Source organism: Mesorhizobium sp. CNPSo 4671 (genome assembly GCF_057784245.1).
The window spans coordinates 274,661-297,971 of the sequence record NZ_JBWLUW010000004.1; the positions used below are offsets into that span (position 1 = coordinate 274,661).

Here is a 23,311-nt window from a genome sequence, read left to right on the forward strand (position 1 = left end):
TTGCAGGCAATGCCGCGGACGATGGCTCTATTTCTTCTTCGCCAGCTCGTTGGCATAGGCCTCGAGCTCGTTCAGGCCGCCCTTGATGTCGGTGCGGGTGCCGGTCACCAGTTCCTCGAGGATGATGCCCCAGCGGTCGCCGAGATCGGGCCAGCGCGGATCCTGCCAGAAGTTGACCGCCGTCACCTTGCCGGTCTCGGCCAAAGCCTGACCGAGGTCGGCGCCGTAGATGTCGGCGAATTCCTTGCTGGACAGGATGCTGGTGCGGTTCAGCTCGCCGAACTGGTGGGCGTCGAGCCGGCGCTTCTCATTTTCCTTCGACGTCGCCCAGGCGATGAACAGACCGGCGCATTTCTTCGAGGCGTCGTCGGCATTGGCCTTCGCCGCAATGGCAAGGCCATGGCCGTAGCCGCCGCCGGGCAGCGGCGAGGGCGGCGGCAGGAAGCCGATCTTGCCGACCACTTGCGAAGTCTTCGGGTCGACCGCCATGCCCGACAGCGGCGTCGATTCGACGAGGATGGCGACCTGGCCCGACAGGAAGGCGCCGGTCGATTCATCCCAGCTGCCGGTCTGCGTGCCGGGGGCCGAATCCTTGAACAGCTTGAGGTACGTCTCGGTCGCCTTGACGGCGGCGTCCGAATTGAAGACCGGCTTGTCGCCGTCGAACCACTGGCCGCCATAGGCCTTGAAGAAAGGCATCCAGCGCCAGACATTGGCGCCCGAACCGCGTGCACCGCGCAGCGCGATGCCATACATGCCCTTGTCCGGATTGGTCAGCTTCGGAACGTCGGCGATCAGTTCGTCCAGCGTCTTGGGCGGCTGGATGCCAGCGGCTTCGAGCACGTCCTTGCGGTAGACCATCAGGTCGCCGCCGCCGGTCAGCGGCGCGAACCAGACCTTGCCGTCATAGGTCGCGACCTTCTGGCGGCCGGGATCGAAGTCGGCATAGTCATAGTCAGCCGGATAATAATCGGTCAGCGGCACGATCCATTTCGACGAGGCAAACAGCGCGACATTGGCTTCGTCGACATAGTAGACATTGTAGTTGCCGACGGTGGACGCATCGGCGCGTGATTTTGCCCGGCGGTCGTTTTCGTTGAGATAGTCGATCTGGAAGCCGGCGCCGGAGAGCTTCTGGAACTCGGCCTTGGAGTCCTCCAGAAGCGTCAGGCCGTCGCGTGGCTGCGCCAGCACTTTGACCGGGGCCGAGCAGACCGGCGCCTGTGCCAGGGCGATGGTTGAAACTGTAGCGGAAAGCACGAAAGCTGCGCCAAGGCTGGCAGCGAGCCTAACTGGTTTCATGATCTTTTCTCCTCCAGGAATATGTCGCAGGAAGCGCGCGTCCTCGGGTTATGCGATCCTCACCATCGCCCGAGTGACATGCCACCCATCGCCAAAATGCGGAGTTGCGATGGGCCAAGCTAGAAGCCCCGTTGCAGCAAACCTGTACTTTTATGCATTGTGCAGCGCAAAATCCGGCACCTCGTGGCGAACTCCTTCACACGAGTATCGATCCTGCCTAAGCCGTTGATTTTAGGGGGCGCTTAAGCGCGCATCGCCAGCCGTCGGCGCGACAGTTTGCGATAGGAGGACGGCGTCATCTTGTGCTTGCGCAGGAAGGCGCGGTTAAAGTTGGAAATATTCATATAGCCGACCTGGAAACAGATGTCAGTGATCGCGACATCTGTGTCGGCCAGGAGCTTGCAGGCCTGCCAGAGCCGGAGCTTGGCGAGGTGGTCGCTGAACGAGTTGCCGGTGTTCTTCTGGAAGAAGCGCGAGAATGTGCTCTCGGTCATCCCGGCGCGTTCGGCCACGTCAGGCAGCTTCAGATCCTCGGCGAAATGCTGGAACAGATAGGTCAGCGTGCGCTGGATGATGTCGAGCGAGGCGGCGTCGAGAGCCGGCGAGAAATCCGGCGACGACAAGAGCTCGCATTCGTCGGTCCTGGCCAGGAGGTCGACCAGTTCGAGGAACAGGCAGAGGCGGGCGAGCCCATGCACCGTTCCCATCCGCTCCATCAGCGCCGCGCCATCCAGTGCGGTGCGCCCGTGAAAGACCATGCCGCGCAACGACCGCTCGAGGAACGGCTCTAATTCGCGCAATTCCGGCAGCAGGCCCGCCGAGCCGCGCAGCCGCTGCGCATCGAATTGCAGGACGATGTCGCGGCCTTCGATCAGCTCGCCCGGCTGTACCGCCGTCACCCAGTCATGCGGCAGCCCCCCGCCGACAATAGAGAGATAGCCCGGGCCGAACTCGCCGATGTGATCACCTACCAGCGCAACGCCAGAGGATTTTCGCAGCAGGTGGATTTCATACTCCGGGTGGAAGTTCCAGACATTGCGTTCCCAGGGATAGTCGTCGAGGCGCCACAGAAAGCTGTCGCTCGCCTCGGTGACGATATGTTCGAAGGCCGGCGCTGTCCGCGGGATCGCGGCCGGGTTCTTTCGCTGTCTGAACGCCATCCACTCCTCCCGGCGGGTTCGCTCACTGCCGATCTCCAAGGCAATCCGTAACAGCCCACGGCCGGCAAGGGAACGCGGCAACGGCCCCCCTGGAAGGGCGCTGGCTCAATCGGTGCCCGTTCCTCCTCCCTTGCCTTCATGTAGCGTTTCGTCCAAAAGCTGACGCAAACGCCGCGAAACCGAAGGTTTTGCCGTTTGACATGCGGCTTCCGGCCCTTTGCCGACGTGCCGTATCTGGAAAGAGCGGAACAATGTCTGCGATCGAAGCCGGCGCTCGCGCGCCGGAAAATCTTTGGCGTCAGGAAATCAGGGCGACGCTGGCGCTGGCCTGGCCGATGGTGCTGACCAATCTCGGCCAGACCGCGATGACGGCCACCGACGTCATGATGATGGGACGCCTTGGAGCGGATACACTGGCCAGCGGCGCGCTTGGCGCCAACCTCTATTTCATGCCACTGATCTTCGGCCTTGGCCTGATGCTGGCAACCTCGCCGATGATCGCGACCGAGCTTGGCCGCCGCCGCCATTCGGTGCGCGATTTGCGCCGCACCGTGCGCCAGGGTCTGTGGCTGGCGATCCTGATCTCGATCCCGATCTGGATCGTGCTCTGGCACGGCGAGACTATTCTGCTGGCCATGGGCCAGGAGCCGGCACTGGCGCACCAGGCCGGCATCTATCTGCGCTGGCTGGAATGGGCGGTGTTGCCTTTCTATGGCTATATCGTGCTGCGCTCGTTCATTTCAGCACTGGAACGGCCGGGCTGGGCGCTGGCCATCGTCTTCGTCGCCGTTGCCTGCAATGCCGTCTTCAACTGGGTGTTCATGTTCGGCAATCTCGGTGTACCGGCCATGGGTATCGCCGGCTCGGGCCTCGCCACATCGCTGTCCAGCACGCTGATGTTCGTCGGCATGGCTGTCGTGGTGATGCTGGAGAAGAAGTTCCGGCGCTACCACCTGTTCGGCCGCTTCTGGCGGTCCGACTGGCCGCGCTTCAAGGGGCTGCTGCGGCTCGGCCTGCCGATCGCCGGTATCCTGGCTTTCGAGGTGACGATCTTCAACGCGGCCGCGCTGCTGATGGGCCTGATCGATGCGGATTCGCTGGCCGCGCATGCGATCGCCATCCAGATCGCCTCGATCTCCTTCATGGTGCCGCTTGGCCTCAACCAGGCGGTGACGGTGCGCGTCGGGCTTGCACATGGCGCCGGCAATCCGGAAGGCGTGTCGCGAGCCGGCTGGACCGCCTTCGTCATCGGCGTCTCCTTCATGGCGCTGATGGGGCTGGTGATGGTCCTGTGGCCGCATCTGCTGATCAGCGCCTTCATCGATCTCGCCAACCCGGCCAATGCCCGGGTGATCGCGCTCGCCGTGTCGTTCCTGTTGTTTGCAGCGCTTTTCCAGGTCTTCGACGGCGCGCAGGCGGTCGCCGCCGGCATGCTGCGCGGCCTGCACGACACCAAGGTGCCGATGATCTATGCCGCGATCGGCTATTGGGGCGTCGGCCTGCCGCTCGGCGTGCTGCTCGCCTTCCATTTCGGCTTCCACGGCGTCGGCATCTGGATGGGCCTCTCGACAGGGTTGGCGGTGGTGGCGGCCCTGCTCCTGGCGCGCTGGCTGCGCCGCGACCGCATCGCGCCGCCGCTGGTGTTTGGGCATTGAAGCGAAGCGGTCGCCGGTGCGGCGGCAGTGAACGTCTCAATATGGCCGGAAGCTGGCCGACTGGTTTTAGGTCAAGGTGCGAAGAAGCGGGCACTCGGCCTACGATACCATCTCGGACGTATTCCCTTATCTGCAATAGCTCCGAAATCCGACCCTCAGGTGCATCACCAAGGCCGCGCTGCGTCACAAACGGACGTTGCAGGTCACCAAAGTTGACGCTAGGCTGGCCAAAGCCGACACTGAGCAGAGAAAGACAGGAGCACCTCAGTGGGAGGGCCCGACTCCGACTCTGAGATGACTATCAGCTCGCTCCGAACCGAGTTGACAGCGGCGCGCGAAGAAAATCAGGTGCGCACCGCGGAGGTCGCCAGTCTCCTTGAACAGCAGACAGCGACGAGTGCGATCCTCAGGGTGATTGCCGCATCGCCGACCGACATCCAACCGGTCCTGAATGCGGTCGCCGAAAACGCCGCACAACTCTGCGACGCCTATGACGCGGCGATCTTTCTGCGGCAAGGCGAATCGCTCGCCATTGGCGCACACCACGGGCCGATCCCCATCGACTTCGCCACTTTTCCGATCACGCGGGAGTGGGTCACCGGCCGCGCCGTGATCGATCGCAGGCCGGTCCACGTGCATGATCTACTCGCCCTGGAGGGCGAGTTCCCTGCAGGCCGATCGATGGCGCTGCGGCTTGGTCACCGGACAATTCTCGCCACCCCTTTGCTGCGTGAGGACGAGGCCATTGGAGCGCTAGTCATTCGGCGAACGGAGGTCAGACCGTTCAGCGAAAAGCAGGTCGAGCTACTCAAGACCTTCGCCGACCAGGCCGTAATCGCCATCGAAAATGTCCGCCTGTTCGACGAGGTGCAAGCGCGCACGCGCGATCTCGCCGAGGCGCTGGAGCAGCAGACCGCGACCGCCGATGTGCTCAAGGCAATCAGCAGGTCGGCCTTCGATCTTCAACCGGTACTGCAGACGCTGGTCGACTCGGCAATACGCCTGGCCGGGGCGGACATGGGCGCAATCACGTTGCGCGTTGGCGATACGTTGCGGTTCATGGCAGGCGGTGGGCAAGGTGCCGAGCTGCAAGCATACGAACGAGCCAACCCACATGTCGTGGGACGAGGGACGTTCCAGGGCCGCGCCGCCCTGGAGGGATTGACGATCCACGTGGCGGACGCGCTTGAAGACCCGGAATACGAAAGGCCGGAAGCGGCAGTCATGGGCAGTTTCCGCGGAGTACTTTCTGTTCCGCTGAAGCGGGGTCAGGAGACCATAGGCGTATTCGGCTTGGGGCGGCGGACGATCGGGCTATTTTCACCGCGTCAAGTCGAACTGGTCGAGAGCTTCGCCGACCAGGCCGTGATCGCAATCGAGAATGCCCGGCTGATCGAGAAAGTCGAGGGGCACAATCGTGAACTGGCCGAGTCGCTGGATCAGCAGACGGCGACGGCCGAAGTGTTGAAGACGATCAGCAGTTCGGTGTTCGATCTCGATTCCGTGCTGCATACGCTGGTGAAGTCCGCGTCCGACCTCTGTCATTCCGGGATGGGCTACATCTATCTTCGCCAGGGCGAGGTGTTGCAGCCGACGGTACAGATCGGATGGAGCCAAGAATTCCAGGACCACATGAATAACCTCCCGGTCACGCCGGGCCGGGGCAGCATTGCCGCCCGTGTTGCCCAGAGCGGGTCCGTAGAACAGATCGCCGACGTTCTCGACGATCCGGAGTATACCAACATCGAAGGCCAGCGGCTCGGCGGCTTCCGCACCCTGCTGGGCGTTCCGCTGATGCGTGACGACACCGTGACCGGCGTCTTCGTCCTCGCCCGTTCGTCAGTCTCGCCGTTCAGTACGCGCGAAATCGAACTGGTGCAGACATTTTCGGATCAGGCGGTCATCGCGATCGAGAACGTGCGGCTGTTCGAAGAGGTGGAGTCCCGCAACCGCGAACTAGCCGAGTCGCTGGAACAGCAGATGGCCACCGGCGCGATTTTGCAAGTGATCGCCGGGTCTCCTACGGACATCCAGCCTGTGCTGGACGCCGTCGCTGAACGAGCCGCTCGGCTCTGCGACGCCTATGACGCAACGATCTATCTGCTGCGCTCCGATAGGCTGGCTGTGGGAGCGCATCACGGACCGATTCCGATTGACGGCACTGGCTTGCCGGTCGCGCGCGACATCGTTACCGGCCGCGCCGTATTGGATCGGGTGCCAGTCCACGTTCCCGACTTGACCATCGCTGGAGAGGAGTTTGCAAGCGCCCGAATGATGGCTCAACTTCTTGGTTTTCGCGCGATTCTCGCCACGCCGCTGTTGCAGGAAGGAAAAGCAATTGGAGCGCTTATGATCCGGCGCATCGAGGCGCGGGCCTTTAGCGACAGCCAAATTGGCCTTCTCAAAACTTTCGCCAACCAGGCCGTCATCGCAATCGGCAATGTGCGGCTCTTCGAAGAGGTGCAGGCTCGCACCGCCGAGCTTGGTGAAGCATTACAGCAGCAGATTGCGACTGCGGATGTGCTCAAGGTCATAAGCCGCTCCGCATTCGACCTGCAGAGCGTCCTGCAGACACTTATCGATTCTGCTGTGAGGCTCTGCGGTGCGAAAACGTCTGGCATCTTTATGCGGGACGGCGATGTCTTCCGGCTTGCGGCAGGCTACGACCAAACCCCGGAGTATCGCGCGTATGAAGAGGCGAATCCGAGCCCGATCAGCCGACAATCCTGGGTCGGCCGAACAGCACTCGACAAGGCAGTCGTCCATATTCCAGATGTTACCAAGGACACCGAACATGGCCTTCCCGATGCTCCGCGCCTCGGAGGATATTCGGCTGTGCTCTGTGTACCGCTCATGCGCGAAGGATCGGTAATTGGCGTCTTCGCAATGACGCGGCCCGAACCCGGGCCCTTCACCGATAGCCAGATCGAACTTGTCCAGACCTTTGCCGATCAGGCGGTGATCGCCATCGAGAATGTGCGCCTGTTTGAAGAGGTACAGGCACGCACGGCGGAACTGAGCGAGTCACTGCAGCAGCAAACGGCGACTGCGGATGTGCTAAAGGCGATCAGCCGTTCGACGTTCGACCTCCGGGCAGTGCTCGACGCTCTGGCCGCATCGGTAACCCGGCTGTGCGAAGCGGACAACGCCTCGATCGTGCGTGAGACGGACGGCAAATTCGTCGAGGCTGCGAGTTACGGCTATCCGGCCGATCTCGAGGAATATTTCAGCGGTTTTGTGCACGTCCCGGGGCGCGGCACCGGGGTCGGCCGAGTCCTGCTCGAAGGCAAGGCCGTCCAGATTCCAGACGTGCTGGCTGACGCCGACTACACGCTGTGGGAAGGACAGCGGCTTGGCGGATACCGCACGGTGCTGGCCGTGCCGCTGCTGCGCGAGGGGGTTCCAATCGGCGTTTTCTCACTCACCCGCTCGACGGTGCGGCCCTTCACCGAAAGGCAGATCGAACTCGTCGAAACCTTTGCCGACCAGGCAGTGATCGCCATCGAAAATGTCCGTCTGTTCGACGAGGTGCAGGCCCGCACGGCGGAATTGAGCGAATCGCTGCAGCTGCAGACGGCAACGGCGGATGTTCTGAAGGCGATCAGCCGTTCCACATTCGACCTGCAGCCGGTTCTCGACACGCTGGCAGAATCAGCGGCCAAGCTGTGCGACGCGGACACGAGCGTCATCTTCAAGCGTGATGGCGATCTCTACCGGTGGTCGGCCGAGTACGGCAATTTGCCCGAAGCCGCGGCTTTCGCCAAAGCCAATCCCTTCGCCGCCGGTCGCGACAGCGTCACCGGAAGGGTGGCCCTCGAAGCCCGCGCCGTCCACGTTTCGGACGTGCTCGCCGACCCGGACTACGGGGCAACGCAGCTTCAGAAGCTCGGCGGTTACCGGACCATTCTATGCGTTCCAATCTTGCGCGAAGGCGCGCCGGTCGGCGTGTTCGCGCTGACGCGGTCACGGGTGCGGGACTTCACGCCGAGGCAGATCGAGCTCGTCGAGACGTTTGCCGACCAGTCCGGCATAGCGATCGAAAACGTTCGGCTGTTCGACGAGGTGGAGGAGCGTACCCACGAATTGTCACGCTCGCTCGAAGATCTAAGGACCGCGCAGGACCGCCTCGTGCAAACGGAGAAGCTCGCCTCACTCGGCCAGTTGACCGCCGGTATCGCCCACGAGATCAAGAACCCGCTCAACTTTGTCAACAACTTCTCAGCGCTCTCCGGCGAACTCATCGATGATTTGAACAGTGTGCTGGCCGGAGCGCCTTTGGAGGCATCCGTGCGCGAAGAGGTCGGCGAGCTGATAGCCATTCTCAAGAGCAATCTCGACAAGGTGGTCCAGCACGGAAAGCGGGCCGATTCCATTGTCAGAAACATGCTGCTGCATTCGCGCGCGGGTTCAGGAGAGCATCGTCCGATTGACATCAATGCCATCGTGGAGGAGAGCCTGAACCTTGCCTATCACGGGGCGCGCGCCGAAAAGCCGGGATTCAACGTCACGCTGACGCGGAATTTCGACCCGCAGGCGGGGGATGTCGATCTCTACCCGCAGGAGATCACGCGGGTGCTTCTCAACCTCATCTCCAACGGCTTTTATGCAACAGCCAAGCGCAGCGCCGCGGCAAATGGTCCGGGCTATGAGCCGACGCTCTCCGCCACCACCATGAGTCTCGGCGACCGTGTCGAAATCAGGATCCGCGACAACGGCACCGGCATTCCGCCGGAGGTGAAGGAGAAGATGTTCAATCCATTCTTCACGACCAAGCCAGCCGGCGAGGGTACCGGGCTCGGCCTGTCGCTCAGCCACGACATCGTCGTCAAACAGCATGCCGGCACGATCGACGTCATCAGCCAGCCAGGCGAGTTCACCGAGTTTCGGATTGTGCTGCCGCGCGCTGCGGCCTCGCTCGCAAAATCGGGAGGTGAAGAATGAGCCTCCTCATCCTGGTCGTCGACGACGAGCCCGACGTCGAGCCGCTGTTTCGCCAGCAGTTCCGCCGCGACATCCGAGCCAGCCGCTTCACCATGGAGTTCGCGCAATCGGCGGTAGATGCGTTGGAGCAGATAGACCACGCCGAAGGGGTGACACTGATCCTGGTGCTGTCCGACATCAACATGCCCGGCATGAGCGGGCTCGAGCTCCTGCCGAAGATCAAGGTGCAGCGGCCAGACGTCCCGGTCATCATGATCACCGCTTATGGCGACGCCGAAACCAAGCGCAAGGTGTTGGAGGACGGCGCCGAAGCGCTGCTGACCAAGCCGATCGACTTTGCGGCGCTCAGGCAACAGATCGAAACACGGCTGGGAATGGTGGCGTGACGGCGCGCATTCTTGTGGTTGACGACGAGCCCGACCTTGAGGTCTTGATCGTCCAAAAGTTCCGGCGTCAGATCCGCGACGGCGCGGTCATTTTCCTGTTCGCCAGCGATGGTGTGGACGCCCTGTCCGTCATCGACGGCAACAGCGACATCGACATGGTGCTTTGCGACATCAACATGCCCCGCATGGACGGCCTGTCGCTGTTGGAGAAGCTGCAGCAGGCCGAGGGGCAGCAGCTCTCGACGGTCATCGTCTCCGCTTACGGTGACATGGCCAACATCCGCACTGCGATGAACCGCGGCGCCTTCGACTTCATCACTAAGCCGATCGACTTTGCCGACCTGGAGACCACGATCGCCAAGACCTTGAAGCATCGCGAGGTGCTGCACGAGGCGCATAGGCGGCAAGCGGTCGCGGAGCGCGCGCATGCATCGCTGTCGCGCTACTTCTCGCCCAATCTGGCCGAGCGGCTGGCCGGCGACGCGGACGGGTCGGCGCTGGCCGGGCAGTGGCGCGAGGTCGCCTCGCTATTCACCGACATTACCAGCTTCACCACGCTGGTGGAAACGATCGACCCTGCCACGCTTGGCGCGCTCCTCAACGACTATTTGGCTGGCATGACCGACGTCGTGTTCGCGCATGAAGGCACCGTCGCCAAGATCGTCGGCGATGCGCTGCATGTGCTGTTCGGCGCGCCTGGCGAGCAGCAGGACCATGCGGCACGCGCGGTTGCCTGCGCGTTCGAGCTCGACGCGCTGTCGCAATCGTTCCGCGATAGCTGGCGCGACAAGGGCGTCGCGGTCGGTACGACCCGCATCGGCGTCCATGCAGGTCCGGCGTTGGTCGGAAATTTCGGCGGAGGCCGCTTCTTCGACTACACGGCCTATGGCGACACCATCAATATAGCGGCGCGGCTGGAAAGCGCCAACAAGCAGCTGGGCACGCGTATCTGCGTCAGCGCGAGCGCCGCTGCAAGGGTCGACGGCTTCCGCGGACGGCCGGTCGGCGATCTGATGCTGCGCGGCAGGGCCGAGGCGCTGCGCGCGTTCGAGCCTTTGTCGTCAAAGCAGTATGATGATCCTTCGACGGCCAGCTATCTTGAAGCCTTTGGCAGATTGGAGGCCGGCGAGGCAAACGCGCTTACGGCTTTCGCCGCGCATATCGGCAAATGTCCGGACGACGAGCTCGCCAGCTTCCATCTCAAGCGGCTGCTCAACGGCGCCAAGGGAACGCGGATCAGCCTCGACTGATCTTTGCGCCAGTCGCGACCGCGACCGTCAAGCCTCGTCGCCGATAGCGGAACTGTGAGAAGAACTGATGCCTTGGCCTGACCCAAAGCGGTCATTCCGGCAAGCCTGCTTTGCGCATGCCTTCAGCTAGATGCTGGCGGTCTTCGATGCGAAACAGCGGCTCCTTGGCCACGTATCTGGCAGTGGAGAATTCTGGGATCCGGCGCAGCAAACCAGCAACGCATTCTCTCGCAAGATCGGGCTTGCCAGCCATTGCGTAGCTTGCGGCGAACCAAACCTGTTTCGAGAACGACAAAGAACTTGATCGGCGCATGTTGGCAATGGCGTCGTCATAGCGGCGCGCGTTGAAGTAGACGGCGGCGAGTTCGCCCCAATACCAAGAAGGGTTGAAAAATGGGTCGAGGCGCTTCGCCTCCAGCATCCCCTCAATGGCTCTCTCGGTTTCGCCGCGATAATTATAGAACATCGCCAAGTCGGTGTGATTGACCGGATGGTTTGGATTTAGCGAAATGGCCTTGGCGAAATGCTGTTCACCCACTTCGTAGGCGCCGCGATCGACCTGTGCCCAAGCCATTACTAGTTGGCAAAGATGGTCGTTTTCATCGAGCGCGACGGCTTTCCGCGCCATCTCGAACGCCTCGTCGCGCAAGCGGTTCGAATCACTCATATCGAGAAGCCACTCTCGCTCGATAGCTGACGACAATAATGCGTAGGCACGAGCGTAGCTGGGGTCGAGTTCGATGGCCCTTTCGAAGTAATGCCGTGCCTCTGCCTCAATCTCCGGCGTACCCATTGGCAACGCATCGCCGCGCAGGACACATTCATAGGCCGCCAGGCTGGCTGGCGGCTTGCGCACGACCAAGTCGGTGCGCGCGGCTGTCATTCGTCCTACAAGTGTTCCGACGATAGTGCGAACGACGCGATCCTGGACATCGAATATCTGGTCTTGCGCACTGTCATAACGCTCTGCCCAGACGTGATTGCCCGTCGTAGCATCGATCAATTGGGCCGTTATCCGGATGCGCGTTCCCATACGGCGGACACTGCCTTCGACGAGGTACTGCACGCTGAGTTCGCGTCCCGCTCGTATCACGTCAACGTCGGCTCCGCGGAAGCGGGAGGACGAATTGCGCGACGCAACCTGCATCTGCCGGAAGCGTGAAAACTCCGTGATCAGGTCCTCTGTAAGCCCGTCGCAGAGGTATTGCTGCTCGACATCGCCACTCATGTTCTGGAAGGGGAGGACGGCGATCGAAGGCTTGTCTTGCTGGACTAGTCTCCCTCGTGCGACTTCCGGTTCCGTCGATGCGGCACCGGACAGCATGTGATAGGCGCGCACTGGCCTGGCGATGTTTTTCAAGGTTTGCTCGCCCAGATCGACAAACTGTTCCTTGAGCTTTTCACGTACCTGCTCGTATGCCGAGCCCGACAAGCAGATTCCGTTCGGCTTCGCCAAGCCTTCCAGGCGGGCGGCGATGTTTATTCCGTCGCCCATCAGGTCTCCGTCACTCTCCTCGACGACATCGCCGACGTGGATGCCGATGCGGAATTCAATGCGCTCATCGTGAGGCAGTCCTGTGTTCCATTCGAGCATGCCTTCCTGCATCTCAGCAGCGCAACGCACGGCCTCGACAACGCTGCGGAACTCCACGAGAGCGCCGTCTCCAGTACGCTTGACCACTCGCCCATGGTGTGCGGCGATCGTCGGATCGAGCAACTCGTTCCGCAGAACCCGCAGCCGCGCAAGTGTCCGATCCTCATCCGCTTCTGCGAGGCGGCTATAGCCAACCACATCCGCAACCAGAATCGCTGCGATCTTCCGCATTTGGTTCATCACCTCCCTTCGAACAAGAAAGATATCACGTCTCAGGAATTGTGCTGCATGGAGCAGCGAGCCAATGTCAGCTTGTGGCGCAAAGCTGCCTGTGGCCTCTGCAATAGCGATGACCGCTTTTGGTGAAATGGACGGGATCGTGGGAAAGACTGCCATGAGGCGGTGGCGCAAAGCCGCCATTCGTACCTTCAACCCTTCAACTCAGCGCACCGGCGCCTGCTTCTCGATCGAACGGGCGTATCGCATCAGCGGGAAGCACATGACGAAGAAGGTCAGCGCCGCCAGTCTGTAGACCTTGAACGGTTCGAAGGTCGCGTTGTTGACGGCGTTGGAGGTCCGCACCAGTTCCTCGAAGCCGATGATCGGGGTCAGCGCCGTCGATTTGATCAGTTGCACCAGGAAGCCGACGGTCGGCGCGCGGGTGATCGGAAGCGCCCGTTGCCCGGTGACAATCAGGTTGGTCTGATGTCGCCCTACTGCTTCAGCACAGCGAGGAAATCGGGCACGTCCTTGAGCGCCGCCGCACGGGCCGCCGGATTCAATCCTGTGTGCGCCACACCGTCGCCATTGGCCGTGTAGGCCAGCCCGTGCAGTTCGTGCAGCGGCTGCGCCTCATTGTCGAAATCATGATAGGCGCCGGGATAGAGGATGAGCTTGACGCTGTCGGGGTTGGCGTCCGCCAGCACCTTGCACGGCTTGGCCGGAGTCCAATCGTCCGCGTCGCCCATCACAATCAGCAGCGGCACACGGGTCGCCCAATCGCCTTTTTCGGCCGGAGCCGTGCAGCCCGGGTAGAAAGCGACCGCCGCGCGGAAGTCCGGCGTACCAGCCTTCGGTCTGTCCTTCGGCCGAACCGTGTAGAGGACCGTCGAGCCGCCGTTCGACCAGCCGAGCATAGCGATGGCGTCGGGCTTCACATGGGGCAGCGTCTGCAGATAGCGGCGGGCGGCGTTGGCATCCTCCACCCGCTCGCGATAGGGTTCGACCTCCCGGTCGCCGTTCTTGCATTGCGGGCCAAGTCCGCGCGAGCCGAAACTGTCCGGAAAGATCACGACGTAGCCGAGAGCGGCCAGGCGCTGGCCCCAATCGGCATGGCGCGGGCTGAGTTCCGTCTTGTTCTTGCTGCTCCACAGGCCGCTGCAGCCATGCATGGCCACGACCGCCGGAAACGGCCCCTGTCCCTGCGGCTTGAACAGCATTGCGTCCAGTGTCGCCGGCTCGTTCTCGCCATCGGCCGGAATGCGGATGAGATCGGCTGCCTGGCCGGCGGCGGCAGCCGGCTGTGCCAGCCCAAGGGCGAACAGGCCTGCGAGAACGACAAGATGTTTCGCCTGCATCGTCAAAGCCCCCTCTTCCTTGAAAGCCGTGATGCTCACAGTGCGGCGCAGACCGGCTTACCGCAAATCACGCTTGCGTGGCGAAGTGAGGGAAAGCTCTTTTGTGTGACGCAATTCCTAAGGGAAAGCGCTACGCGCTTTTCCCGGGAAAACCGTTTGACACTTTTCCTGGAATTGCTTCAGCGGGTCGCCGCGCGCCGTTCGAGTGAACGGGCATATTGCGTCAGCGGGAAGCACATGAGGAAGAAGATCAGCGCCACCAGCCCATAGACCTTGAACGGTTCGAAGGTGGCGTTGTTGATGGCGTTGGAGGTCCGCACCAGTTCCTCGAAGCCGATGATCGAGGTCAGTGCGGTGGACTTGATGAGCTGTACCAGGAAACCGACCGTCGGCGCACGGGTGATCGAGAACGCCTGTGGCAGGATGATCAGCCTGAGTTCCTGCAGATAATGCAGGCCGAGGCTGGCGCCGGCGTCCCATTGGCCCAATGGCAGCGCGTCTACCCCGGAGCGCCAGATCTCGGCGAGATAGGCGCTGGCGAAGAAGGTGAGGCCTAACACCGCCGCGGTCCATGGCTCGATGCGCAGGCCGAGCATCGGCAGGCCGAAGAACATCAGGAACAGCTGCATCAGCAGCGGTGTACCCTGGAACAGGGCGATGTAGCCGGAGGCAAGGCGCCGACTCCATTTATGCTTGGAGATCCGGAAGAACAGCACCGCCATGCCGACCAGCGCGCCGCCGATGAAGGCGGCCAGCGACAACAGCACCGTCCAGCGTGTGGCCAGCAGAAGGTTGCGCACGATGTCCCAGAGAGTGAACTCGATCATGACACGCCCGCTCCGAGCGCGCGGCGCCCGCCGGTGACCAGAAGCCGGCGCAAGGCCATCGACATTGCGAGGTAGACCAGCGTCACGACGAAATAGGTCTCGAAGGACCGGAAGGTGCGTGCCTGCAGCATGTCGGCCTCGTAGGTCAGCTCGCGCACCGCGATCTGCGAGACCACGGCCGATTCCAGCATCATGATGACAATCTGGCTGGTCAGCGCCGGATAGATGATCTTGAGCGCCTGCGGCAGCACGATCTTGATGAACACCTGGCGGGGCCTGAGTCCCAAGGCCAGGGCGGCTTCCGTCTGCCCGCCCGGCACGGCGTCAAGGCCGGCGCCGACGATCTCGATCGTATAGGCCGCCATGTTGAGCGTCATCGCCAGCATGGCGGCCAGGATCGGGTCGAGCCTTATGCCGAGGCTGGGCAGGCCGAAGAAGATGAAGAACAGCTGCACCAGAAACGGCGTGTTGCGCATCACCTCGACATACCAGGCGATGGCCCGCTTGAGCAGCGCGGGGCCGTTTCGCCGTCCGGCGGCGCCGAGGATGCTGAGCAGCGTCCCGGCCAGCGTGGTCACGGCGATCAGCAGGATCGTCGTGACCGCACCATGCGCGATGTCGCCCAAGGCACCCGGGAGCCAGGCAAAGGCCACGGGAACTCAATCCTTGAGGTTGTCGGGGTTGAGTGGCGTCTTCAGCCAGGCCTTCGAGCTTTCGTCCATCTTGCCGTCGGCCAGCATCTTGGCGATGGCGTCGTTGACCGCCTTCTTCAACCCATCCTCGTTCTTGTTGAGGCCGATATGCGAGGGCGAGGTCAGCAGCTGGAATTTCTGTTCCGGCTTCAGCGCATCCTGCTTGGCCAGCACCTGGGCGCCGACATCGTTGCCGACGACCATCAGTTGGGTCTGGCCGGAGATGAAGGCCTGGATGACCGAATTGTAGTTGTCGAAGCGCTTGATGTCGGCCGAGGCGGGTGCGGCCTCGGTGAGCGAGGTGTCCTCGAGCGTGCCGCGGTTGACGGCGATCGACTTGTCGGCAAGGTCTTCCTTGCCTTTGACCGTCATTGCCGCCGGACCGATCACCGCGATGTAGTAGGGCGCGTAGGCGGCGGCGAAGTCGATGACCTGCTCGCGCTCCTTCGAGTAGCCGACGCTCATCAGAATGTCGACGCGATGGTCGTTCAGGTACGGGATGCGGTTCTGGCCGGTGACGGCGACGGGATTGAGCTTCACCTTGAGCGTGTCGGCGATGTATTGCGCGACGTCCATGTCATAGCCCTTGAGGCTCATATCGGCACTGGCCGAGGAGAAGGGCGGGAAGTCGGCGAAGACGCCGACATTGATGGTGCCGGCCTTGGTGATGTCGGCCAGCGCGTCGGCATTGGCGGCCTGGGTGGTGATGCCGAGGCCGGTGGCGCCGAGCACCAGGATGGCGGCAATGGATGATTTCAGTGTCGAGTGGATTGTCATTGGTATTCCCCTTCTGGAAGCTTTTGATTGTTTGAGGCGGCCGCCGGCTCCAGCGCGGCGGCAGCCTTTTCGTTTCAGCTGTCAGGCGCCCTTGCCCGTGATGGCCGGGCTGAACACCATCAGGCTCAGGATCTCGAACAGCACCTGGGCGCCGGCATGCGCGGTGTTGGTTGTGGCGTCATATTGCGGCGCCACCTCGACGACGTCGCCGCCGACAATGTTGAGGCCCTTGAGGCCGCGCAGCAGCTCAAGCACTTCACGTGTGGTCAGCCCGCCGACTTCCGGCGTGCCGGTGCCCGGCGCGAAAGCCGGATCGACGCTGTCGATGTCGAAGGAGACGTAGGTCGGCCCATCGCCAACGATCTTGCGCGCCTTCTCGATGATGGCCGGAATGCCCATCCCGGTCACCTCTTCGGCGTGCACCACGGTCATGCCCGACTCATAGGTGAACTCCCAGAGGTATTCGGCCGAGCCGCGGATGCCGATCTGGATGGTGCGCGTGGGATCGAGCACGCCGTCGAGTACCGCGTTGCGGAACGGGCCGCCGTGGTGGAACTTGGTCATGTCGAACAGGCCGCTGGTGTCGCAATGGGCGTCGATGTGGATGAGGCCGACCGGAGCCTTCTTGCCGACAGCCTTCAGGATCGGATGGCTGATCGAATGGTCGCCGCCGACAGAGAGGGGAAGCACGCCGGCATCGACGATCTGGTTGGTGCGGCGCTCGATGTCCTCATGGCTGGTTTCCAGCCGGTAGCGGCTGCGGAACGGCGTGTCGCCAATGTCGGCGACGCGAAGCTCGTGCGTCGGCGCGCATTCCAGCACGTGATTGTAGGGGCCGATGCGCTCGATGGCGCGCAGCGCCCGCGGCCCGAAGCGCGAGCCCGGCCGGTTGGTGACGCCAAGGTCCATCGGCACGCCGATGATGGCCACTTGCAGATCGCCGAAATCGGGATTCTCGGCTGCGATTTCGCGGTAGGGCGCAGCGAGGAAGGTGGGGATGCCGGAATAGGGCGCCAGCCTGGTGCCCGACTTGGAAAAGATCTTGTCGGCGACCTTGCGGAATTTCGGGTCGAACATCTCGCCGCCATGGCTCTCGCCATATTTGCGACGCAACGCGTCGAGCTTGCCGCGATCGTATCCCATATCCGTTCCTCCTGGCTGATGCAGTACGACCGTCGGCGACCTAGAGCGAACTGACCGTCATCCGGCCGGGTCGCTGTCCCGCTGGCTGCCTGCAGATTTCACGTCTTGATGCTGTTCCGAGCTGAAGTGTCCGGCAGCCGCATTGAAAAATCAATTGATATTGTTAGGGTGTTTTCTGTGAGAAAATCTCACAGAAAAGTCGAGCATCCATGGCCAAGCGCCTGCCACCCCTGAACCCGCTGCGCGCCTTCGAGGCAACGGCGCGTCATGGCTCGCTGACCAAGGCGGCGGGTGAGCTGAATGTCACGCATGGCGCCATCAGCCACCAGATCAAGGCGCTGGAGCAGTCGCTCGGCGTCAAGCTGTTCGAGCGTGTCGGCCAGCGGGTCAGACTGACGCCGCATGGCGCGGAGCTGTTGCCGGCGGTGTCGACAGCCTTCGACGGCATCGCCGCCGCCACGCAGCGACTGACGCGGCCGGCCAGCAGCGGCGCGCTGTCGGTGTCCTGCGTACCGGCCTTATTGCTCTTATGGATGACGCCGAGGCTCGGCAGCTTCACCGCGCAATATCCCGACATCCAGCTGACGCTCATTCCCTCCAACGATCCCAAGGATATCCGTGCGCCGCATATCGATGTCTGCGTGCACTATGGCAATGGCAGCTGGGCCGATTGCTGGATGCGAAAATGGTCGGGGCTTGAGCTGTTTCCCGTGGTCAGCCCGACCTTGATCAACAACCGGCCGATCCGCAGCGTCAGGGACCTGGCCGACCATGTCTTCCTGCATGGCGATGACGGCCGCGAATGGCACACCTGGCTGGCAGCCGCCGACGCGCTGGACCTCGAAAGGGGCCGCCGCCATCATCTGGGCGACGCGCGCATGGCGACGGAAGCCGCGGTGCACGGCCATGGCGTGGCGCTGGGCGATTCCGTCACCGCAAGCGCGTTGCTGGCCAGGGGCATGCTGGTCGCCCCGTTCAGCCTGTCGGTACCGGCGGTCGATGAATTCTATGTCGTCTGCCGCAACGAAATGCGGACGACGCCGATCGTGCAGGTGTTCATCGACTGGCTGTTCGCCGAGAAGGCCGGGGATGACGGCCGCGCCGACGCCCCGGTCGCCGGCCGTATCATCAGCCGCCGCAAGCGTCCGCAACTCAAGGTGATCGGCGCAAAGACCACGGGCTGAGACCGGCTGCGCACGGCCATACGCAGGCCGCTCTTTTTGTCGGGCCAGCCTGAAAGCGGGAAGCGTTCCGGCCAATTCGATGCTATGAGGCCTGTCGCGACAGTGGACGGCAGGCAGCGAAGGCGGTGTTGAAACATGGCTAAGACCGATATTGCGCGGCGCGTCTACAACCACACCTGGAAGCTCGATCCGATCGTGCGCAGCTTGCTCGACACGGATTTCTACAAGCTTTTGATGCTGCAGATGATCTGGGGCATGTACCCCAAGGTCGATGCCACCTTCTCGCTGATCAACCGCACCACCTCGGTGCGCCTTTCCGACGAGATCGATGAGGGCGAACTGCGCGAACAGCTCGACCATGCCCGCACCTTGCGCTTCTCGAAAAAGGAGATGATCTGGCTGGGCGGCAACAATTTCTACGGCCGCAAGCAGATCTTCGAACCGGAATTCCTAGCCTGGCTGGAAGGTTTCCGGCTGCCGGACTACGAACTGTCCAAGCGCGACGGCCAGTACGAACTGACCTTCCCCGGTCCCTGGATGTACACCACGCTGTGGGAGATCCCGGCGCTCGCCATCATCAACGAACTGCGATCCCGCGCGGCCATGCGCGCCTTCGGCCCCTTCGCGCTCGATGTGCTCTATGCCCGCGCCAAGGCCAAGATGTGGGCCAAGACCGAGCGGTTGAAGGCGCTGCCCGGCATCCGCATTTCCGACTTCGGCACACGCCGGCGCCATTCCTTCCTGTGGCAGCGCTGGTGCGTCGAGGCGCTGAAGGAAGGCATCGGCGAGGCCTTCACTGGCACCTCCAACGTGCTGCTGGCCATGGACAACGACCTCGAAGCGCTCGGCACCAACGCGCATGAACTGCCGATGGTGTTTGCGGCACTGGCCACTTCGGAGAAGGAGCTGAAACAGGCTCCCTACAAGGTGCTGCAGGACTGGCAGCGCTACTATGGCGGCAACCTTTTGATCGTGCTGCCCGACGCCTTCGGCACCGCCTCTTTCCTGCGCGACGCGCCGGACTGGGTGGCCGACTGGACCGGCTTCCGCCCCGACAGCGCGCCGCCGATTGAGGGCGGCGAGAAGATCCTGTCCTGGTGGCGCGAGAAGGGCAAGGACCCCAAGCAGAAGCTGCTGATCTTCTCCGACGGTCTCGAGGTGGAAACCATCGAGGAAACCTACCGCCACTTCAAGGGCAAGGTGCGCATGTCGTTCGGCTGGGGCACCAACCTCACCAATGATTTCGAAGGCTGCGCGCCAATCGAAACCAACAGCCTCGATGCCATATCGCTGGTCTGCAAGGTCACCGAGGCCAATGGCAGGCCGGCGGTGAAGCTTTCCGACAACCCCGCCAAGGCGACGGGGGACGAGGAAGAGATCGAGCGGTATCTTCGGATATTCGGGCAAAAGGATCGTGTGGAGCAACTGGTCAAGGTGTGACGGGATCGGCGGGTTTCTTGGATAGGTCGAGTTCCTTGCCGCCCCCCTCTGTCCTGCCGGACATCGCCCCCACGGGGGGCTACAGTACCCGGCAGAGGCTCCTTTCCTCTCCCTCCGGAGGGGGGAGAGGTGGCGCCGCGAAGCGGCGACGGAGTGGGGGAACCACCTGGCAACCGCCCCACCGGACATGGGAAAGAGAACCACGCGCGACCCGCGCCAGGGTCGACCCCCACTCCGTCGAGCTGCGCTCGACACCTCTCCCCCGATCGACGGGGGAGAGGAAGGGCGCCAGGCTGTCCGAGCAGGCGCCAGTCCTCAGCGACAGAGGCTCCCTTCCGAAGATGACAGCATGATCTCCCCCCTTGAGGGGGAGATGTCCGGCAGGACAGAGGGGGGCCTCGTAGGGCGGCTTCCTTCGGGATTTCTGCCTGTAGGCATCCCCACTTCGTTGGCGCTTCTCCCCACCCCAGCCTTCGCGCACGCCTCCGACCGTGGCCACGTCCTGCTCCTGCCGACCGGATACTACCTGATCGGCGGCGCGTTCGCCGTGGCCATCAGCTTCCTCGTGCTGGCGCTGCTGCCGCCTGCGGCGCTCGACACATTCTGGAGTCGGCGCCGGCCGCTTTTCGCCTTCGGCGACACTGCCCGCACCGCCCTCGGCCTGACATCCTTTGCCGGCTTTGCAATTCTCATCACCGCCGGCTTTTTTGGCAGCCGCGACCCGCTCTCCAACCCCTTGCCGCTGGCGATCTGGACGCTGCTGTGGGCCGGCCTCACGTTGCTGCAAGGTGTCTTCGGCGATCTCTGGTCATGGCTGAACCCTTGGTATGGACCGTGGCGTCTCGTCTCGAGCCTGCTCGGCACAGGCGATGAGGGACCATGGCGCCTTCCCAGGTGGGGCGGCTGCTGGCCGGCGGTCATCCTGTTCTTCGCTTTTGCCTGGTTCGAACTGATCGATCCGGCGCCCGACGATCCGGCGCGCCTTGCATGGGCCGCCGGCCTCTACTGGCTGGTCTCTTTCCTAGCCATGCTGGTGTTTGGCTATCCGCAGTGGAGCCGGAGCGGCGAGTTCCTGACGATCTTCTTCTCGATGGCGGCGCGTTTCGCACCGGTCGAGCGCGACGGGAATGGCCGGCTTGTACTTTGCTGGCCCGGCGCCAAGCTGCTGGCGGCAGAACCATTGCCGCCCAGCGGAATTGCGTTCCTGCTGCTGGCTCTGTCCTCGGTCTCCTTCGACGGCCTGTCGAAGACCTTCTTCTGGCTCGGCCTGTTCGGCGTCAATCCGCTCGAATTTCCCGGGCGCACGGCGTTGATCGGCAGCGGCAGCCTGGGGCTCATCCTGACGTTCGTGCTGCTGTCGGCGGTGTTCTTTCTCGCGGTCTGGCTCGGCCAGCGCCTGGCCGGCAGCGGTCCGCCCATGGGGCAAGCCGCGGGCCTGCTGGTGTGGTCGATCGTGCCGATCGCGCTCGCCTACCATGTCGCCCACTATCTGACCGCGCTGCTGGTCGACGGCCAATATGCGGCAGCCTCCCTGTCCGACCCGTTCGCTCTCGGTTGGAACCTGTTCGGCACCGCCGACATGCCAATCGAAGCCGGCATCGTCGCCGGCGCGGAGTCGGCCTGGTGGCTGTGGAACATCCAGGCCGGCTCCATCATCCTGGGCCATGTGCTCGCCGTCCTCGTCGCGCACGGCTTTGCCTGGCGCCTGCATCCGGAGCCTGCCCGCGCCGCACTCAGCCAGTTTCCGCTCACCTTGCTCATGATCGCCTACACGGTCTTCGGCCTCTGGCTGCTTGCCACACCGACCGTCGGATGAGAAAAGGGCGGCCCCGATGTCGTTGGGGAAAGCTCGCTTGCCACATCAAGGCTTTGGTGATTTAGTTTGTACACATGCAATTTTCCGCCTCCTCCGAGCGAGGGGGCCGAAGCCGCCTTATCGTTGGTCAAGACTGAAAAAACAGGGGAACGAACATGGCTGACAAGAACGGATTTTTCGACCTCTCCAAGACTGCCTTCGCCTCCAAGACTGGCCTCACCCGCCGCACCGCGCTGAGGGGCCTGGCCGCGGGCGCCGGCCTTGCCGTGGCGCCTGGTTTCGTCCGCTATTCCCAGGCGCAGAGTTCGGCGCCGATCAAGATCGGCTTCCAGTCGCACCGCACCGGCATCGGTGCCGCCTATGGCCGCTGGTACGAGAAGACCACCGCAGCCGCAGTCAAGGCGATCAACGCCGCCGGCGGCATCAATGGCCGCCAGGTCGAGGTGATCATCGAGGATGACGGCACCGATCCCGGCCGCGGTGCCGAAGTGGTCGGCAAGTTCGCCACCCAGCACAAGACCGACATCGTCTACGGCACGCTGTTCTCGCATGTCGTGATCGGCTCGGCGCCCGCCGCCGGCGAAAACAAGATCCCCTATTTCGTCGTCAGCGAAGGCCACCACGTCGCCTCGACCAAGCTCAACCGCTATGTCTTCCAGCCCGGCATCACCGACGTTAAGAGCCAGATCCAGTCGATGGCGCCATGGATCGCGGCCAATGCCGGCAAGAAGGTGACGCAGATCTTCCCGGATTTCGCTTTCGGCTACGACCACCGCGACTACCTGCCGCCAGCGCTGAAGGCGCAAGGCGCCGAGGTCATCGCGCAGATCGCCATCCCGCCGACGGAATCCTCCTTCACCAAATATTTCCCGCAGATACCGCCGGAGACCGAGGTGATCTACCATGTCATGGTCGGTCCGGCGGTGCTCACCTTCGTCAAGGAGCTCGGCGAGTTCTACGGTTCAAACCGGCCACAGCTGTTCGGCTTCATCGATTCGCTTGAGGCCACCGACATCAACAGCCCCGGCCTGGAATTCTTGGACGGCAGCCATTTCTGGGAAGGCTCGCCGCGCTACGCCCAGCCCGATGATAGCGCCGCGCAAAAGGCCTATCGCACCGCTGTCGGCATCGACGACAATGGTGCGGCCGTCGGCGACCCCAAGGACGTCTCCACCGCCGCGCACATGTTCGGCTGCTGGGAAACGCTCTACGTCGTCAAGAAGGCCATGGAAGACGCCGGCTACAAGGGACCGGAGGACCGCGCCAAGCTGGTCGAGGCGACCGAGGCACTGACCGCCTTCGCCGAAGGGCCGGAGCATCCGCAAGGCGCGAAAACCTTCAACGGCAAGATCCACCAGTGCTTCGGCATCCAGAACATCTCCAAGGTCGAAGGCGGCAAGCTCAAGGTGGTGCACAAGACCAAGATCGAGGATGGGCTCTACGAGGCCGAGGGGGATTATACGACGCAGGCGCTTTAGATTTAGCCATCTGGCAAGCGTGAGCGCCAAGGCACCCCCCTCTGCCCTGCCGGGCATCTCCCCCTCAAGGGGGGAGATCGGCAGTTTGT

Annotated in this window: 16 protein-coding genes and 1 pseudogene; 8 read left to right on the top strand and 9 right to left on the bottom strand. The window is 63.0% G+C overall.

Features of this window, described 5'->3' with window-relative positions; translation table 11 throughout:
- Window positions 1-27 precede the first annotated feature (27 nt).
- The gene (locus tag AC04SF_RS13450) at window positions 28-1,302 is read right to left on the bottom strand and encodes an ABC transporter substrate-binding protein (protein ID WP_488478192.1); all 1,275 of its coding nucleotides are present in this window, start codon (window positions 1,300-1,302) and stop codon (window positions 28-30) included.
- A 242-nt stretch (window positions 1,303-1,544) separates the two neighbouring features.
- Entirely contained in the window at window positions 1,545-2,462 is a 918-nt protein-coding gene (locus tag AC04SF_RS13455; RefSeq protein ID WP_488478193.1) for an AraC family transcriptional regulator, read from the bottom strand.
- Window positions 2,463-2,713: 251 nt separating this feature from the next.
- Between AC04SF_RS13455 and AC04SF_RS13460 the strand changes: the two genes are divergently transcribed.
- From AC04SF_RS13460 to AC04SF_RS13475, 4 genes are all read left to right on the top strand, one after another.
- The gene (locus tag AC04SF_RS13460) at window positions 2,714-4,117 is read left to right on the top strand and encodes an MATE family efflux transporter (RefSeq protein WP_488478194.1); all 1,404 of its coding nucleotides are present in this window, start codon (window positions 2,714-2,716) and stop codon (window positions 4,115-4,117) included.
- Window positions 4,118-4,411: 294 nt separating this feature from the next.
- Entirely contained in the window at window positions 4,412-9,058 is a 4,647-nt protein-coding gene (locus AC04SF_RS13465) for a GAF domain-containing protein (protein ID WP_488478195.1), read from the top strand.
- Window positions 9,055-9,444: a response regulator gene (locus AC04SF_RS13470; protein ID WP_202295053.1), complete on the top strand. Its 390-nt coding sequence runs from the start codon at window positions 9,055-9,057 to the stop codon at window positions 9,442-9,444. The genes AC04SF_RS13465 and AC04SF_RS13470 overlap by 4 nt, the downstream gene beginning before the upstream one ends.
- Window positions 9,441-10,694, top strand: a complete 1,254-nt coding sequence (locus AC04SF_RS13475) for an adenylate/guanylate cyclase domain-containing protein (protein ID WP_488478196.1) — start codon at window positions 9,441-9,443, stop codon at window positions 10,692-10,694. Before AC04SF_RS13470 ends, AC04SF_RS13475 begins: the two co-directional genes overlap by 4 nt.
- A 91-nt stretch (window positions 10,695-10,785) precedes the next feature.
- Here the strand turns inward: AC04SF_RS13475 and AC04SF_RS13480 are convergent, their stop codons facing one another.
- The 7 genes and pseudogenes from AC04SF_RS13480 to speB all read right to left on the bottom strand — a co-directional run bounded on the left by AC04SF_RS13480 (window position 10,786) and on the right by speB (window position 17,304).
- A complete protein-coding gene (locus AC04SF_RS13480; RefSeq protein ID WP_488478197.1) occupies window positions 10,786-12,708 on the bottom strand; it encodes an adenylate/guanylate cyclase domain-containing protein in 1,923 nt (640 codons plus the stop codon).
- A 21-nt stretch (window positions 12,709-12,729) separates the two neighbouring features.
- A pseudogene (locus tag AC04SF_RS13485) lies at window positions 12,730-12,963 on the bottom strand (amino acid ABC transporter permease); the annotation flags it as partial.
- A 38-nt stretch (window positions 12,964-13,001) separates the two neighbouring features.
- On the bottom strand, window positions 13,002-13,865 hold the full coding sequence (locus tag AC04SF_RS13490; protein WP_488478198.1) for a dienelactone hydrolase family protein: 864 nt from the start codon (window positions 13,863-13,865) through the stop codon (window positions 13,002-13,004).
- 179 nt (window positions 13,866-14,044) lie between these two features.
- A complete protein-coding gene (locus AC04SF_RS13495; protein ID WP_488478199.1) occupies window positions 14,045-14,692 on the bottom strand; it encodes an amino acid ABC transporter permease in 648 nt (215 codons plus the stop codon).
- Complete coding sequence (locus AC04SF_RS13500) at window positions 14,689-15,345, bottom strand: amino acid ABC transporter permease (RefSeq protein WP_202351942.1); 657 nt, start codon at window positions 15,343-15,345, stop codon at window positions 14,689-14,691. Before AC04SF_RS13500 ends, AC04SF_RS13495 begins: the two co-directional genes overlap by 4 nt.
- Window positions 15,346-15,351: 6 nt before the next feature.
- Window positions 15,352-16,161, bottom strand: a complete 810-nt coding sequence (locus AC04SF_RS13505; protein ID WP_488478200.1) for a transporter substrate-binding domain-containing protein — start codon at window positions 16,159-16,161, stop codon at window positions 15,352-15,354.
- Window positions 16,162-16,242: 81 nt separating this feature from the next.
- Window positions 16,243-17,304 (bottom strand): agmatinase, encoded by a 1,062-nt coding sequence (speB, locus tag AC04SF_RS13510; protein WP_096452512.1) that lies wholly within the window; start codon window positions 17,302-17,304, stop codon window positions 16,243-16,245.
- Window positions 17,305-17,513: 209 nt separating this feature from the next.
- Between speB and gcvA the strand changes: the two genes are divergently transcribed.
- The 4 genes from gcvA (at window position 17,514) to AC04SF_RS13530 (ending at window position 23,222) form a co-directional block, all read left to right on the top strand.
- Window positions 17,514-18,488, top strand: coding sequence for a transcriptional regulator GcvA (gene gcvA / locus AC04SF_RS13515; RefSeq protein ID WP_488478201.1), 975 nt, complete (start codon window positions 17,514-17,516; stop codon window positions 18,486-18,488).
- Between the two features lie 135 nt (window positions 18,489-18,623).
- Window positions 18,624-19,928 (top strand): nicotinate phosphoribosyltransferase, encoded by a 1,305-nt coding sequence (gene pncB, locus AC04SF_RS13520; protein WP_096452508.1) that lies wholly within the window; start codon window positions 18,624-18,626, stop codon window positions 19,926-19,928.
- Between the two features lie 373 nt (window positions 19,929-20,301).
- Window positions 20,302-21,744 carry a hypothetical protein gene (locus AC04SF_RS13525; RefSeq protein WP_488478601.1) on the top strand — a complete coding sequence of 481 codons (1,443 nt, stop codon included), beginning with the start codon at window positions 20,302-20,304 and terminating at the stop codon, window positions 21,742-21,744.
- A gap of 155 nt (window positions 21,745-21,899) precedes the next feature.
- On the top strand, window positions 21,900-23,222 hold the full coding sequence (locus AC04SF_RS13530; protein WP_488478202.1) for an ABC transporter substrate-binding protein: 1,323 nt from the start codon (window positions 21,900-21,902) through the stop codon (window positions 23,220-23,222).
- Window positions 23,223-23,311 lie beyond the last annotated feature (89 nt).

Coding starts and splice junctions, on each gene's coding strand:
- AC04SF_RS13495 (WP_488478199.1), bottom strand. CDS start 14,692: ATGATCGAGTTCACTCTCTGGGACATCGTGCGCAACCTTCTGCTGGCC.
- AC04SF_RS13465 (WP_488478195.1), top strand. CDS start 4,412: ATGACTATCAGCTCGCTCCGAACCGAGTTGACAGCGGCGCGCGAAGAA.
- AC04SF_RS13450 (WP_488478192.1), bottom strand. CDS start 1,302: ATGAAACCAGTTAGGCTCGCTGCCAGCCTTGGCGCAGCTTTCGTGCTT.
- AC04SF_RS13490 (WP_488478198.1), bottom strand. CDS start 13,865: ATGCAGGCGAAACATCTTGTCGTTCTCGCAGGCCTGTTCGCCCTTGGG.
- speB (WP_096452512.1), bottom strand. CDS start 17,304: ATGGGATACGATCGCGGCAAGCTCGACGCGTTGCGTCGCAAATATGGC.
- pncB (WP_096452508.1), top strand. CDS start 18,624: ATGGCTAAGACCGATATTGCGCGGCGCGTCTACAACCACACCTGGAAG.
- AC04SF_RS13525 (WP_488478601.1), top strand. CDS start 20,302: ATGTCCGGCAGGACAGAGGGGGGCCTCGTAGGGCGGCTTCCTTCGGGA.
- AC04SF_RS13530 (WP_488478202.1), top strand. CDS start 21,900: ATGGCTGACAAGAACGGATTTTTCGACCTCTCCAAGACTGCCTTCGCC.
- AC04SF_RS13455 (WP_488478193.1), bottom strand. CDS start 2,462: ATGGCGTTCAGACAGCGAAAGAACCCGGCCGCGATCCCGCGGACAGCG.
- AC04SF_RS13460 (WP_488478194.1), top strand. CDS start 2,714: ATGTCTGCGATCGAAGCCGGCGCTCGCGCGCCGGAAAATCTTTGGCGT.
- AC04SF_RS13505 (WP_488478200.1), bottom strand. CDS start 16,161: ATGACAATCCACTCGACACTGAAATCATCCATTGCCGCCATCCTGGTG.
- AC04SF_RS13470 (WP_202295053.1), top strand. CDS start 9,055: ATGAGCCTCCTCATCCTGGTCGTCGACGACGAGCCCGACGTCGAGCCG.
- gcvA (WP_488478201.1), top strand. CDS start 17,514: ATGGCCAAGCGCCTGCCACCCCTGAACCCGCTGCGCGCCTTCGAGGCA.
- AC04SF_RS13480 (WP_488478197.1), bottom strand. CDS start 12,708: ATGGCGGCTTTGCGCCACCGCCTCATGGCAGTCTTTCCCACGATCCCG.